Below are 13,556 nucleotides of genomic sequence, written 5' to 3' on the forward strand. Positions count from 1 at the left end.
AAAGATGCTGAAACATAAAATTGCTATTGTTAATTCCAGCAGCTTTGGAAAAATTTTTCCGGAACATATGGACCGTTTAAAGGCTCTTGGCCAAGTAGATTATTTTAGATTTGAACAGACGGTTTCTGGTAAAGAACTGGCAGTAGCTTTGCAAGGCTATGATATGATCATTGCCAGCGTGACACCATTTTTCAACCAAGATTTTTTTGAGCATAAGGATGATTTAAAACTTATTTCGCGTCATGGGATTGGTTATAATAACGTTGACTTGGAAGCAGCAAAGGTTCACGAGACAATTGTTTCTCTTGTTCCGGCTTTGGTAGAGCGTGATGCTGTGGCCGGTAACAATATAACTAATTTATTAAATGTTATGCGTAAGACCTGTCAGGCGCAGCAGAGAGTTAAGGACGATAAGTGGGAGGAACGAGCACAGTTTATCGGGCATACGCTTTATAACAAGATAGTTGGTGTCATTGGTCTTGGCAATACAGGAAGTTGCGTAGCTGAAACAGTGAGAAATGGTTTTCGCTGTCGAGTATTGGCTTACGATCCCCACCGTTCAAGGGCAGAGATTGAGCAATTTGGTGCTGAAAAGGTTGATTTTAACACAGTTTTAAGGCAGTCAGATATCATATGTCTGTGTGCCAACCTAACTGAAGAAAATTATCATTTCATCGGTAAAGATGAAGTTGCCAAAATGAAAAACAATGTTTATATCTCTAATTCTGCACGAGGAGCGCTGGTTTCAGAAGAGGCAATTGTGGAAGGTTTAAGCTCCGGGAAAATTGCTGGTTTTGCTACTGATGTTCTTGAGGTTGAACCTGGTCGCTGTGATCATCCTTATTTGGCCTTTGACAATGCCGTTGTTACACCACATACCTCAGCCTACACAATGGAGTGTCTGGAAGCAATGGGAGAAAAATGCGTTGAAGACTGTGAAAATATTTCTGCGAGGAAGTTACCTGTGCGCAGTGTTCAAGCGGAAAGTTCATGGATAGAAGAAGGGGGTTGAAATGCTGAAAGATTTTAAGGTCAAAGTTGGTCCTCAGTATTACCGCTATGGCGAAAATGCAATCGCAGATACTGAAAAACTGCTTAATTCTGCGCGGGCTAAAAGAGTGCTGGTAGTCCATGGGACAGTCTCTTGGGAAAAGGCCAAACCTTACCTTACGTTTCTAGCCTGTTCAGATTTTGAGTTTGAATTTCATCAATATACAGGTGAGTGCAGTTACTATGGTGCAGATTTAATTGTTAATAAAATAAAGAATGAAAAGATTGATTTTGTTATAGGAGTTGGCGGCGGTAAGCTTGTTGACCTTGTAGGTTATGCCAGCAATATTGCGAATAGACCTTTCGGTATTATTCCTACTTTAGCCAGTAATTGTGCGCCTTGGACACCTTTATCAGTAATGTATAAAGAAAGCGGGGAGTCTGAGGGAAAAACAGAACACTTTCTGCAGCAGGCTCGTTTTTTACTAGCTGATCCCAGATTGATTATTGATTCGCCTGTTAATTATTTTATCGCTGGAATAGCAGACACTCTGGCTAAATGGTATGAGAGTGATATGATAACCCAGCAAACTTTTTTACAGAGTGAACCTTTTGTGATATTGGCTCGTTACACAGCTCTTACCGCCAAAGATATTCTTATGCGAGATGGAAGCAAGGCCATTGAAGACATGAAAGATGTTAATGTTACAGACGAATTCATCCATTGCTCCGAGATTATTTTTGGAACAGCGGGTCTTGTTGGCGGGTTAGGTGATAAATATGCCCGTAATGCAGCTGCTCATGCTTTGCATGACGGGATTGCTAAATATATTCCGGAAAGTCATTCTTATTTACACGGTGAAAAAGTTGCTTACGGTATTTTTTATCAGTTAGCACTTGAGGATAAGTGGAACACTATTGATGAACTATTGCCTTACTATGATGAGATGAAGTTGCCGACTTCTTTGACTGCTATGGGAATTTTTCCTAAAAATGAAAGCGTTATCAATGATATAGTGGCTTTTATGGATAGTAAAGAAAAAGTTCATTTGATTCCGGTGGATACTAGCAAAAAGGCTTTAAAAGAAAAACTATTGAAGTTGGAAGATTATATTGCAAACAAAAAATAGGAGGAAAAAGGATGGAAACTTTAACAGCTGTTCAAAGTTTAGCCATAGGTCTATGGGTTGCTGCTATTATGTCCAGATGGTTGGGCGGCGGTGCAACATTGACTTTAAGATTTTCACCTCTTATGACGGGCTTGTTCTGTGGCTTTGTTATGGGAGATATCTATCATGCTATGATTGTTACTGCAGCACTGCAATTGATTTACATGGGGGTGTTTTCACCGGGCGGATCAATGCCTTCTGAACCAGCAGTTGCTGCTGCGATCGCTGTCCCTGTAGCACTGTTAGGTAACCTGAAACCTCAGGCAGCTATTGCAGTAGCGGTTCCTGTAGGCTTATTAGGCAGTTATTTATACCAGCTTCGCTTCTTTCTTAATACCTTTCTTGGTAAGTATACTGATCGTGCAGTTGAAAAGATGGATGAAAAAGCTATCAAGCGTTCAATCATTTTATATCCAACACTGGCCTCATTTATCTTATTTGTTCCTTTGATTTTTGTCGCTTTATACTGGGGAACACCAGTTATTGCTGATGTCATTGCTGCCTTAAAAGGAACTGTTATCTTACACGTTTTGGAAGTTGTCGGTGGGGGCTTAGCTGCTATCGGTATCGCGACCACTATCTATGTTATCGGGCGCAAAGACTATTTAGTTTTCTTCTTTTTAGCTTATTTTGCCAGTGTTATTATTCTTAAAGATTCCAATGTAACCATGGTAACCTATGCGATCTTGGGAACGATTGTCGCCGTGATTTTTGTAATGGCTACTAAAACAAATACACAAGTTGCTGGTTCCTCAGGGGCGTCAACCAGTCTGGAAGATGACGATGATGATTTTTAAATGAGAGGTAGATAAAATGGCTTCAAATATCAGTAAAACGACTAATGCCAATCAGCCTGAAGAAATTACGCAAAAAGATGTCAATAAAGCTTATCTAAGATGGCATTTTGCCAATGAAATTCCGCATTCCTTTGATCGTTATATAGCATCTTCCTTACTATATGCAATGATGCCGGTCTTGAATAAACTGTATAAAAATCCTGAGAAAAGGAGAGAAGCCTATAAACGTCAGCTGCTGTTTTTTAATACCCAGTTGACTTGGGGAGGCGGCGTGATAACCGGTCTTATGGCTTCTATGGAAAGAGAGCGGGCCCGCCAAGAAAGTGTGCATGAAGAAATTACAATGAGTGATGATTTAATGTATAACACAAAGGCAGGTCTAATGGGAGCTCTGGCAGGGATTGGTGATGCTATTGATTCCGGAACTATACAATATATCTTTATAGCTATTGCTGTACCATGGGCACAGTCAGGCAATGTGCTGGGGGCTTTATTTCCTTTTATTTGTTTTGCTGTTTACCAATTATTTGTTGGTTTGTTCTTTGCAAAACAAGGCTTCTCTTTAGGCCGCAATGCGACAAGCCTGATGCATAGCACAGGAGTACAGAATGCGATTAATTTATTGTCTATTTTGGGATTATTCATGATGGGGGTTCTTGCAGGAAATTATGTAACCGTAACATCGAGTTTGAAATTTAATCTTTCAGGCAAAGAGTTTATTATTCAGGATTTACTGGATAAAATTGTTCCGGGCTTATTGCCTCTGGCTGTAGTCATAGGGGTTTATTTATACTATGTTAAAAAGGGTCTGAAAGTTACACAATCATTGCTGTGGCTGACGCTTATTTTAGCTGTCTTGGCTGCAATTGGAATTTTATAAGGGGAAAAGAAGTATGGGAACTGTTAATTTAGCGAGAGTTGATGAACGTTTGATACATGGTCAAGTTATGATAACGTTGTCTCAGCGCAATGGTGTGAATTCAATTTTTGTTGTTGATGATGTTGTTGCTCAAGATAAATTTATGAAGGATTTATACAAAAGTGCCGGTAATAGGACGGGTCAAAAGACTATTGTTATGTCAGAAGATAGGGCAAAATACTACTGGGATGAATACCATTTTAAGGATTACAACTGTATTTTGATTGCTAAAACTGTTGGAACCATTGCAAATCTGGTGAGATACGGAATACCTGTTTCTGAGCTTAATATCGGCGGAATAGCTAAGAAAAAGGATGATGATATTTTAGTGACAAAATCTGTTCATTTGGGCAAGGCAGATGCAGAGTTATTAAAGGATTTAAGAGATGGCTATGGTGTTGGTGATATATATTTTCAAGCGACACCAGCAGCATCGAAAACATCGCTGAATGAAGTTTTGAAAAAATTCAGCTTATAATATAAGTTTGGTGAATATACTCTTTGGTTCTGAGTTCTAAAGCAGATACAGAAAGAGGTGGAACAATTGGATATGATCATTGCTAGTCATGGTAAACTTGCGGTAGGTTTTAGAGATGCTCTGGCTGTTATTTTGGGAGATGTTTCAGATATAGAAGTGGAAGAACTGTCAGCTGGAGAAAGTGTGGAGAACTTTGGCGAGCGTTTATTTGCCAAAATTAAAGAATCGGATTTGGCTAATGGAACGATTGTCTTTGTTGATTTGATAGGAGCTTCTCCCTATAACCAAGCAGTACTTGCTGTAAGGCGCTTAAGTAATGAGGAGGCAAAAAAAGTTTTTGTCATTAGTAATGTCAATCTGCCCATGGTTTTGGAAGCACTCAATCATAAAAATCTAGACTCTGATATCACAAGAGTAGTTGATAGTCTGGGGCAATTTATGCCTTCAAGAGAGACTATCTGGCATATCAGTGATTCTTTAAAGGAAGATGACGATGATGACTTCTAAAATAGAGGCTAAGGATAAATCGTTAGTGATTTTTGATATGGATGGTTTGTTTTTTGACTCTGAAAAAATTTATGCAGAAGGCTGGAAAAGAGGACTTAATGCCTTTGGGATTTGTGTTAGCGATGAGTTTATCAATTCAATGGCTGGCAAAAGCGCTCAAGACAATAATTTAGCTATTGGTAAATTTTTGGATAATGGTACGTTGCAAGGTGTTAGAGAAATTCGAGAGAATTATTTTTATCAAAAATTAACAGAAGATGAGGTTCTACCAGCATATTTTGCGGTAGAAATGGGCAGTCTTCTAAAAAAGACAGGTTATCAGATTGCTCTTGCTTCTTCTTCAAATGATCAACGTGTTTATGAGCTCTTGAGCTCACAAAGGCTTTGTAGCTTTTTTAACTATGTTGTGACGGGAGATCAGGTTGAGTGTGTAAAACCAGCACCGGATTTATATAATAAAGTCCTCGATTTAGCTGGTCAATCTCCTAGGGCAGCCCTTGCTTTTGAAGACACCTTGACAGGAGTCAAGGCTGCTCAAAATGCAGGAATTGATGTCTGTCTGATCTCTGAGGAATTGGGTCAACTGCCGCATGGCTCAGAAATATATCAGGAGGCCTTTCCAAATCTAAAAGAAGCCTATAAGAGTATTTTTAATTAGTACTAGGAGGCAATATGATTACAACACAGTTGTTAAATAATTATTTTTTCGCAGTCATTCGTGGGAAAAATGAGAAAGATGCTATCGAAATTGCTAAGCATTCTGTACTAGGGGGAATCAAAAATATTGAAATTACCTTTTCAACACCGAATGCAGACAAGGTTATTAAGGAGTTGGTAAATTACTACAAAAACGATAAGGGAGTTATCGTTGGAGCAGGGACCGTTATGAATATCGAGCAAGCGGAGCAGGCCGATAGAGCAGGGGCGAAATTTTTGGTCAGTCCACACTGTTCAGAAGAAGTGGCTACCTATGCTCGTGAGCATGATATTGTTTACACTCCCGGATGTGCTACCGTAACAGAGATTGTCAAGGCAACAAAAATGGGAGCAAAAATAATAAAATTATTTCCAAGTGAAACTATAGGTAAAGATTTTATAAAAGCTCTGCATGGTCCGCTTCCTGATATTAAACTCATGCCCTCCGGAGGTATAACGACAAATAATGTCAGAGATTGGAAAAAAGCAGGTGCTTGTGCAATTGGTGTTGGAAGTGTGCTGACCAAGAACGTTTCCAAAGAAGGCTATCAGAGTGTATCGCGAATTGCTCGTACTTTTATTGAGGCGGTGGCGGTCAAACCTACTTCATCATAGTGGTTAATCGTATAATTTCGTGTAATACCTCGAAGAAGGTGTAGGCTAAAGCTTTAGTAGGAAAAAATGCTCTTTTCTACCATTTGTCAGCTGTAGTGGGTGATGAAAAGTATACTCTGGAGAGAACAAAATTGGTTCTCTTTTTTCAATTTCCAGAAAAAGTTTCCAGAAAAACCCAAAAATAGTTTGAAAATTCAGATATATAGGTATATAATAGGGCCGAATTATGTAGAAATGAGGAGAAAGCTTATGCAAAAAGTTGAACAGTTTAGCAAATGGCTTAGTAAATGGTTCACGGTCATTGTTATCATTTGGGCAGCATTTAACTATGTCCTGCCGCAAACGAGCACTTGGGTTATTCCCAATACGTCCTACTTACTGGGAATTATTCTGTTTGGGATGGGTTTGACTCTAACGACTGAAGATTTTATTCGGATTTCTAAGCGTCCCATTCCTGTTGTTCTTGGAACAGTAGCTCACTATGTCATTATGCCAGGCTTGGCCTGGCTGCTCTGTCTGCTTTTCCACCTAAAGGGAGCAACAGCAGCTGGGGTAATTTTAGTTGGCTCTTGCCCTAGTGGGACATCATCCAGTGTTATGGCCTTCCTTGCGGGCGGAGATGTTGCTTTAGATGTCTCAATTGAAGTCTTATCGACCTTGCTGGCTCCTTTGATGCTGCCGACTCTCCTGTCCCTTTTGGCAGGACAATTTATTGCAGTTCCGGCGGCTAAGCTCTTTTTATCAACCTTACAAATTGTTGTTGTTCCTATCGTTTTGGGGGTTATCGTCCATCGACTCTTAGCTCATAAAATTGATTCAGTTATTAAACTCATGCCCCTGATATCCCAAGCAGCTATCCTTTTGATTATCGGTGCAGTCGTATCAGCTAATCATGCTAATATCTTTACTTCAGCTACGGCCTTAGTTATTCCTGTTGTGATGCTGCATAATCTTTGTGGTTATGGCTTAGGCTATGGCTTTTCTAAGTTACTGCGCTTGAAGGAACCTCAGCAAAAAGCTATTACCTTTGAAGTCGGCATGCAGGATTCAAGTTTAGGGGCAACACTGGCTATTAAATACTTCACTCCCCAAGCAGCCATTCCTTCAACCATTTTCTCTATTTGGCATAATATCTCAGGTTCGATATTATCGTCTTGGTGGAAGAATCACTCCAAGGAGCTGGTTGTCCAAGAAGATTAAGAAAGATTGGGAATTAAGCTTGACCGACTGAAGTGCAGTTGACTAGGCTTGTATAGTATAAAATCCCTGTTCACTGCGTAATGCACCCCAAAAGTTAGACAGATAACGAATGGAGGTCAATACATCGATGAGCAGGGATTTTATAGTGTTTATTTTTGACTAGTATTGGTCAATTGCCGCCAGTCTCTGAGACGTTGCAGTTGGGTCATGACCAGCATTGTTAAAATAATCCGAAATGGAATTTCAAAAATTTTAAGCCAGCGACCAGCTAGATACTGAACAGATATAGGGGTATGGTAATAAATTTGGATGAGCAAGGGGGTAAAAATAAAGGTTCCCACCAGCATGATCGTGAGTGTAGCTAGGCTAACATAGAGCCAATCTTTTTTAGCGTGCCAACTGAGTGCTTTACCATAGAAGAAAATACCATACAGTGCGCCTTGAGAGGCTTCAAGCAGGGTCCACCAGATGATAAACTGGGAGGTGCCACCAGACAGACTGTCTACAATGTCAATAAGACTGAGACAAATAAAGCTATACAAAGGTCCTCCGATTGCCCCAATCATGGTTGAGACAAGGAAGGTTAGGCTGAAGACCAGCTGCTGAGGGATGATTGGAATAGAAAATTTACTAACAGCGACTGATAGGGCTACTAGCATAGCTAACGTTACTAACTGTTTAGTTGTGAGCTGAGGGAAATAATTTTTTGAGAACATAAAAAGGCTCCTTACTAATTTTAGTGGAGCTGTTTAAAATGGAGACAGCCCTAAGTTAGATGTGTACAGAACGATGGCTAGGCTTAGGGAATCCTTGATTAAAAACAGCGGATGCAATGATTTACCGCGCTTGAGCTTCGTTATGTGACAACATCCCATTCACATACACTTGACGCAAATCATTTACTCTGTATTAAAAATACTTTGTTAGTCTAGCATTCTTTAGCGTATTTTCCTAGTTCTATAGATAATTTCATAGAAAACGTTCGTGTTTTTATGATTTCTACCCTAAATCTTAAAAGAGGCCAGTTTGATGGCAAATTTATGGTATAATTTCTTATAAATGTTTAGCTGAAGATAAATAATGAAGGAATTCTTATGAAATTAACGTTACACGAAATTGCAAAAGTGGTGAACAGTCTCAATGACGTTTCAGTTTTTGAAGATTTTTCTATCCATAATATTGAATTTGACAGTCGTAAGGTTGCAGCAGGCGATCTTTTTTTACCGCTCAAAGGGGCACGGGACGGTCATGAATTTATTCCGACGGCCTTTGAAAATGGTGCTGTGGCATCATTTTCTGAAATTGAACTAGCTGGTGTCCCCTATATACAGGTAAAAGACTGCCTGTCAGCCTTTCAACTTCTGGCTAAGTATTACCTAGATAAAATGGCAGCTGAGGTCATTGCTGTAACTGGTTCTAATGGTAAGACAACGACTAAGGACATGATTCATGATGTATTAGCGACGACTTATAAAACATATAAGACACAGGGAAATTACAATAATGAAATTGGTTTACCTTATACAGTTCTCCATATGCCTGATGATACGCAGAAGTTAGTACTGGAAATGGGGCAGGATCATCTAGGAGATATTGAGCTTTTGTCCAAGATTGCTAGGCCAAAAATTGGGATTGTGACCTTGATTGGTGAAGCTCATCTTGAATTTTTTGGCAGCAGGGATAAGATTGCTCAAGGGAAGATGCAGATTGCCTGTGGTATGCCTTCGGATGGTACCTTAGTAGTCCCTGCGGATAAAATTGTTAACGCGTATTTGCCTAAAGAGTGCCAAACCGTACGTTTTGGAGCGAATGAGGACATTTTTATTACTGATTTGGTCGAAGAAAAGGAAGGCTTGCATTTTAAGGTTAATTTTCTGGAGGGCGGTATTGAATTGCCTCTGCCTGGGCGCTATAATGCTACGAATGCGATGCTAGCAGCTTATGTCGGTCTATTGGAAGGGGTACCGGATTCTTGCATTCAGTCAGCTCTCAAACATTTGAGTCTGACTAAGAATCGTACGGAGTGGAAAAAGGCTGGTAATGGTGCGGACATCTTAGCAGATGTCTACAATGCTAATCCGACAGCGATGAAGCTAATTTTGGAGACCTTTCTTGCGATTCCTGCTAATGAGGGTGGCAAAAAGTTAGCTGTCTTGGCTGATATGAAAGAATTAGGTCCCCAGTCGGTACAGATGCACACCGATATGGTTAGGAACCTTAATCCTGACGATTTAGATATCCTTATCTGCTATGGAGAAGATATTGCTGGCTTGGCCCAGTTAGCTGGTCAAATGTTTCCGGTTGGTCGAGTTTATTACTTTAAAAAGACGGATCAAGAAGATCAGTTCGCTGAGATGGTTGACCAGATTAAGAAACTGTTGAAGCCTGAAGATCAAATTTTACTCAAGGGCTCGAATTCCATGCACCTTGACCAGGCTATAGAAGCCTTGTTGTAGGTACTGTAAGATTAGAGGAAAGGGACTTTTAGAATGGGAGAATTCTTTCTAAATTTTTTCACAACGGTAGAAACTCAACCCCCAGCTATCACAGGTTTTTGGTATCTGATGATTTTGATGGGAATAGTCGTTTTGATAGGCCTAACCGTCCGCTATTATAAAAGTTCAGCCTATGTTAATTTTTTTAAATGGTTGCAGATTGTGCAGTTACTGGTACTTTATAGCTGGTATTTGGTGTGCCATATCCCTTTAGCTAACAGCTTACCTCTCTACCATTGTCGTTTGGCTATGGTTGGTTTGGTGCTTTTGCCAAATAAGTTTCCTCTCAAACACTATCTTGCCTTGATGGGGTTTGGCGGAGCATTTTTTGCTCTGGGCTATCCTGTTCCAGACCCCTATACGTTTCCACATATTACAGGGATTTCCTTTTTCATTGGTCATTTTGCTCTTTTAGTTAACGGTCTAGCTTACTTGCTCAATTACTTTCAAGAGACTCGGTTCAGTTTGGCAAGGATAGTGGGGTATACCTTTGTCTTGGACCTGTTTCTTCTTTGGGTTAATCATCTGACTGGCGGTAATTACGGTCTTATGCGTTTTACACCGATTATTGATAACAGCAATGTTTGGGTAAATTATGTTGTTGTTTCTGCTGTTTTTAGCCTAGCCTTGGTTTTGGTTGAACTCTCTTTTAGAAGGTGGAAGAAAGCCTGAAGGCTTTTTCTTTTTGCTTTCGTCACTGTTCATATTCCTATCATTTATGCTATAATGATAGAGACTGTAATTCGACTTATTTTTCAGCATTATTGCCCGATTACTAGTTGGTGGAAGCTGAAAAACTAAGGACCGTTGGTGAAAATATGGTGTTTAACCATGATAATAACGTAAACAATCAGAAGCCATGCTCTAACATTATTAATTGAGCCTGCCCACAACTCTGTGGAGTTCGGTGTCCTAGTTTGAATCGCTGAAGCTTGTCGCCGAAAGATCAAGCAGCAAGAATAGTGAGAAAAAGGTGCGTATCTTAGGGATAACGGTTTTTCCTTTTGCACTTTTCTTTTGAGTCGCTTTAATGGCTTTGTATCTTAGAAAGGGAGTCACCATGAGTGATATTAAAATTATTGCCCTAGGGGGTGTTCGTGAAAACGGAAAAAACCTCTATATTGTTGAGATCAATGAATCTATTTTTATTTTAGACACTGGTCTCAAGTACCCTGAAAATGAACAATTAGGGGTCGATGTTGTTATTCCTAATATGGATTACCTTATTGAAAATAAGAAGCGAGTGCAGGGGGTCTTTCTGACTCACGGTCACGCCGATGCTATTGGTGCTCTGCCCTACCTTTTGCAGGATGTACGAGTTCCGGTCTTTGGTTCAGAATTAACCATTGAGTTAGCTAAACTCGTTGTGAAAAATAACGCTCAGACAAAGAAATTTAATAATTTCCATGTTGTTGATGCTGGAACAGAGATCGAGTTTCAGAATGCAGTCGTTTCTTTCTTTAGTACGACTCACTCAATCCCTGAGAGTCTGGGGGTTGTTTTAGGAACGGATCAAGGTAATATTGTCTACACTGGGGACTTCAAGTTTGACCAAGCAGCCAGTCAGGGGTATCAGACAGATTTTGCCCGCTTGGCTGAAATTGGCCGCGAAGGTGTTTTAGCTCTTTTGGCAGATTCAGCTAATGCTGACAGTAGGGTGCAGGTGGCCAGTGAAGCTGAAGTAGGGATTGAAATGGACGATGTCATCTCTGATGCTGAAGGTCGCATTATTGTCGCGGCGGTGGCTAGCAACCTCTCGCGTATCCAGCAGGTCTTTGACGCGGCTGCGGATTATGGCCGTCGAGTTGTGTTGACAGGCTTTGATGTGGAAAATATTGTGCGGACAGCGATTCGTTTGAAAAAGCTGAGTATTGCAGATGAAAAGCTCATTGTTAAGCCCAAAGAAATGCATAAATTTGAAGACCGCGAGCTAATTATTTTGGAAACAGGCCGTATGGGAGAACCTTTAGAAGGTTTGCGTAAAATGGCTATTGGACGCCACCGTTATGTTGAAATTAAAGATGGCGATTTAGTTTATATCGTGACAACACCGAGTGTCGCCAAAGAAGCAGTTGTGGCTCGTGTCGAAAATATGATTTACATGGCTGGCGGTTCTGTCAAGCTGATTACGCAAAATCTGCGCGTGTCAGGTCATGCTAATGGCCGCGATTTACAGCTGCTGATAAATATGCTGCACCCAAGTTATCTTCTGCCGATTCAAGGGGAGTACCGCCAACTGCAGGCGCAAGCCGATTTGGCTGAAGAGGTGGGGATCCTTCCTGAGAATATCTACATCATGAAGCGTGGTGATATCATGGTGCTTAATGAGGAAGGCTTTCTGCATGAAGGCGGTGTGCCAGCTAGCGATGTTATGATTGATGGTAATGCTATTGGTGATGTCGGGAATATCGTTCTGCGTGATCGCCGTATTCTGTCTGAAGATGGTATCTTTATCGTTGTTATTACAGTGAATAAAAAGCAAAAAACGATTGTCTCTAAGGCCAAGGTTCATACTCGTGGTTTTGTCTATGTCCGTAAGAGTAGGGATATCCTGCGTGAAAGCGCAGATTTGGTCAATAAGACGGTTGAAGATTATCTAGCAACAGACGGTTTTGAGTGGAGTGAATTAAAGGGACAGGTTCGTGATGAACTCAATAAGTTCCTTTTCGATCAAACCAAGCGCCGTCCGGCTATTCTACCAGTTATTATGGAAGTGCGTTAGGATGTTGGAATGATTTAGTCAGTAAAGCAAATAAATAAGGCAGGGAGTCCTGCCTTTTTCCTGTTGAAAAAAGGAGATAGATTTATGGCATCTTTTCAAATTGAATATCATTCGAAGGTATTGGGATATGAACGGCAGGTCAATGTGATTTATCCGGATGCTTTTAAAATAGCGCAAGAAGCTGTTGATGATACTGATATTCCGGTTCTCTATCTTTTGCATGGCATGGGAGGCAACCATAATTCGTGGCAGAAACGCACCAGTATTGAGCGCTTACTTCGTCACACTAACCTTATAGTGGTTATGCCTTCAACGGATCTGGCTTGGTACACGAACACGGCTTATGGTCTCAAATATTTTGATGCTATTGCTAAAGAGCTGCCTCAGGTTATGCGCCGTTTTTTCCCAAATATGACGGATAAACGGGAAAAAACCTATATTGCTGGTCTTTCTATGGGTGGCTATGGTGCTTATAAGCTAGCTCTGTTGACTAATAATTTTGGCTATGCCGGCTCTTTTTCTGGTGCTTTGCAATTTGATATGGGCAATCTGCGTGATAGTATTGAAGAAGATGTCAGCTATTGGCAGGGGATTTTCGGTGATTTATCGTCAAGTGATATTGAAAGGCATTACTTAACGACTATGGTGGCTCAGCACGATATGAAAACGAAGTTTTATGCTTGGTGTGGTGAGCAAGATTATCTTTACCCAGCAAATGAGAAAGCTGTGGCAGACTTTAAAGAGTTGGGCTTGGACATCACTTACAGAACAGCATCTGGCAGGCATGAATGGTACTATTGGGAGAAACAGCTGGAAGCTTTTTTAGAGTGGCTGCCTTTAGATTATGTAAAGGAAGAGCGCTTGTCCTAAGCCTTGCTTTACAAATTTGTGACAGGCTGACTTCTTGCTTGTGTTTTAGGGTCCCTCTTGTTATACTTATTTTCCTTTAGAATGATTGATAAAAAGGA

General features: G+C 40.5%; 14 protein-coding genes and 1 riboswitch. Of the genes, 13 read left to right on the top strand and 1 reads right to left on the bottom strand.

What is annotated here, in order from left to right; translation table 11 throughout:
* The first annotated feature begins 4 nt into the window (after nt 1-4).
* From AC4HAO_RS01690 to AC4HAO_RS01730, 9 genes are all read left to right on the top strand, one after another.
* Complete coding sequence (locus AC4HAO_RS01690; RefSeq protein WP_491134380.1) at nt 5-1,012, top strand: D-isomer specific 2-hydroxyacid dehydrogenase family protein; 1,008 nt, start codon at nt 5-7, stop codon at nt 1,010-1,012.
* A gap of 1 nt (nt 1,013) precedes the next feature.
* Entirely contained in the window at nt 1,014-2,120 is a 1,107-nt protein-coding gene (locus AC4HAO_RS01695) for an iron-containing alcohol dehydrogenase family protein (protein ID WP_491134381.1), read from the top strand.
* Between the two features lie 11 nt (nt 2,121-2,131).
* A complete protein-coding gene (locus tag AC4HAO_RS01700; protein ID WP_491134382.1) occupies nt 2,132-2,956 on the top strand; it encodes a PTS mannose/fructose/sorbose/N-acetylgalactosamine transporter subunit IIC in 825 nt (274 codons plus the stop codon).
* Between the two features lie 16 nt (nt 2,957-2,972).
* Complete coding sequence (locus AC4HAO_RS01705; protein ID WP_491134383.1) at nt 2,973-3,836, top strand: PTS system mannose/fructose/sorbose family transporter subunit IID; 864 nt, start codon at nt 2,973-2,975, stop codon at nt 3,834-3,836.
* 13 nt (nt 3,837-3,849) lie between these two features.
* Nucleotides 3,850-4,353, top strand: coding sequence for a PTS sugar transporter subunit IIB (locus tag AC4HAO_RS01710; RefSeq protein WP_491134384.1), 504 nt, complete (start codon nt 3,850-3,852; stop codon nt 4,351-4,353).
* A gap of 72 nt (nt 4,354-4,425) precedes the next feature.
* A complete protein-coding gene (locus tag AC4HAO_RS01715) occupies nt 4,426-4,860 on the top strand; it encodes a PTS sugar transporter subunit IIA (RefSeq protein ID WP_491134423.1) in 435 nt (144 codons plus the stop codon).
* Nucleotides 4,847-5,518 carry an HAD family hydrolase gene (locus tag AC4HAO_RS01720; protein ID WP_491134385.1) on the top strand — a complete coding sequence of 224 codons (672 nt, stop codon included), beginning with the start codon at nt 4,847-4,849 and terminating at the stop codon, nt 5,516-5,518. Before AC4HAO_RS01715 ends, AC4HAO_RS01720 begins: the two co-directional genes overlap by 14 nt.
* A gap of 17 nt (nt 5,519-5,535) precedes the next feature.
* Nucleotides 5,536-6,171 carry a bifunctional 4-hydroxy-2-oxoglutarate aldolase/2-dehydro-3-deoxy-phosphogluconate aldolase gene (locus AC4HAO_RS01725; protein WP_491134424.1) on the top strand — a complete coding sequence of 212 codons (636 nt, stop codon included), beginning with the start codon at nt 5,536-5,538 and terminating at the stop codon, nt 6,169-6,171.
* A gap of 249 nt (nt 6,172-6,420) precedes the next feature.
* Nucleotides 6,421-7,371 carry a bile acid:sodium symporter family protein gene (locus AC4HAO_RS01730; RefSeq protein WP_491092449.1) on the top strand — a complete coding sequence of 317 codons (951 nt, stop codon included), beginning with the start codon at nt 6,421-6,423 and terminating at the stop codon, nt 7,369-7,371.
* A gap of 149 nt (nt 7,372-7,520) precedes the next feature.
* On the opposite strand, the gene AC4HAO_RS01735 is transcribed toward AC4HAO_RS01730, so the two are convergent.
* Complete coding sequence (locus tag AC4HAO_RS01735; protein ID WP_491134386.1) at nt 7,521-8,087, bottom strand: folate family ECF transporter S component; 567 nt, start codon at nt 8,085-8,087, stop codon at nt 7,521-7,523.
* Between the two features lie 103 nt (nt 8,088-8,190).
* A riboswitch (THF riboswitch) is annotated at nt 8,191-8,280 on the bottom strand.
* 185 nt (nt 8,281-8,465) lie between these two features.
* Between AC4HAO_RS01735 and AC4HAO_RS01740 the strand changes: the two genes are divergently transcribed.
* From AC4HAO_RS01740 to AC4HAO_RS01755, 4 genes are all read left to right on the top strand, one after another.
* Nucleotides 8,466-9,827, top strand: a complete 1,362-nt coding sequence (locus AC4HAO_RS01740; protein ID WP_491134387.1) for a UDP-N-acetylmuramoyl-tripeptide--D-alanyl-D-alanine ligase — start codon at nt 8,466-8,468, stop codon at nt 9,825-9,827.
* 33 nt (nt 9,828-9,860) lie between these two features.
* A complete protein-coding gene (locus AC4HAO_RS01745) occupies nt 9,861-10,538 on the top strand; it encodes a YwaF family protein (RefSeq protein WP_491134388.1) in 678 nt (225 codons plus the stop codon).
* A 388-nt stretch (nt 10,539-10,926) separates the two neighbouring features.
* Complete coding sequence (locus tag AC4HAO_RS01750; RefSeq protein WP_491134389.1) at nt 10,927-12,588, top strand: ribonuclease J; 1,662 nt, start codon at nt 10,927-10,929, stop codon at nt 12,586-12,588.
* 84 nt (nt 12,589-12,672) lie between these two features.
* The gene (locus tag AC4HAO_RS01755; protein WP_491092444.1) at nt 12,673-13,458 is read left to right on the top strand and encodes an alpha/beta hydrolase; all 786 of its coding nucleotides are present in this window, start codon (nt 12,673-12,675) and stop codon (nt 13,456-13,458) included.
* Nucleotides 13,459-13,556 lie beyond the last annotated feature (98 nt).

Source organism: Streptococcus sp. ELY_137 (genome assembly GCF_058314515.1).

Coding starts and splice junctions, on each gene's coding strand:
- AC4HAO_RS01700 (WP_491134382.1), top strand. CDS start 2,132: ATGGAAACTTTAACAGCTGTTCAAAGTTTAGCCATAGGTCTATGGGTT.
- AC4HAO_RS01690 (WP_491134380.1), top strand. CDS start 5: ATGCTGAAACATAAAATTGCTATTGTTAATTCCAGCAGCTTTGGAAAA.
- AC4HAO_RS01755 (WP_491092444.1), top strand. CDS start 12,673: ATGGCATCTTTTCAAATTGAATATCATTCGAAGGTATTGGGATATGAA.
- AC4HAO_RS01750 (WP_491134389.1), top strand. CDS start 10,927: ATGAGTGATATTAAAATTATTGCCCTAGGGGGTGTTCGTGAAAACGGA.
- AC4HAO_RS01740 (WP_491134387.1), top strand. CDS start 8,466: ATGAAATTAACGTTACACGAAATTGCAAAAGTGGTGAACAGTCTCAAT.
- AC4HAO_RS01715 (WP_491134423.1), top strand. CDS start 4,426: ATGATCATTGCTAGTCATGGTAAACTTGCGGTAGGTTTTAGAGATGCT.
- AC4HAO_RS01695 (WP_491134381.1), top strand. CDS start 1,014: ATGCTGAAAGATTTTAAGGTCAAAGTTGGTCCTCAGTATTACCGCTAT.
- AC4HAO_RS01730 (WP_491092449.1), top strand. CDS start 6,421: ATGCAAAAAGTTGAACAGTTTAGCAAATGGCTTAGTAAATGGTTCACG.
- AC4HAO_RS01720 (WP_491134385.1), top strand. CDS start 4,847: ATGATGACTTCTAAAATAGAGGCTAAGGATAAATCGTTAGTGATTTTT.
- AC4HAO_RS01705 (WP_491134383.1), top strand. CDS start 2,973: ATGGCTTCAAATATCAGTAAAACGACTAATGCCAATCAGCCTGAAGAA.
- AC4HAO_RS01735 (WP_491134386.1), bottom strand. CDS start 8,087: ATGTTCTCAAAAAATTATTTCCCTCAGCTCACAACTAAACAGTTAGTA.
- AC4HAO_RS01745 (WP_491134388.1), top strand. CDS start 9,861: ATGGGAGAATTCTTTCTAAATTTTTTCACAACGGTAGAAACTCAACCC.
- AC4HAO_RS01710 (WP_491134384.1), top strand. CDS start 3,850: ATGGGAACTGTTAATTTAGCGAGAGTTGATGAACGTTTGATACATGGT.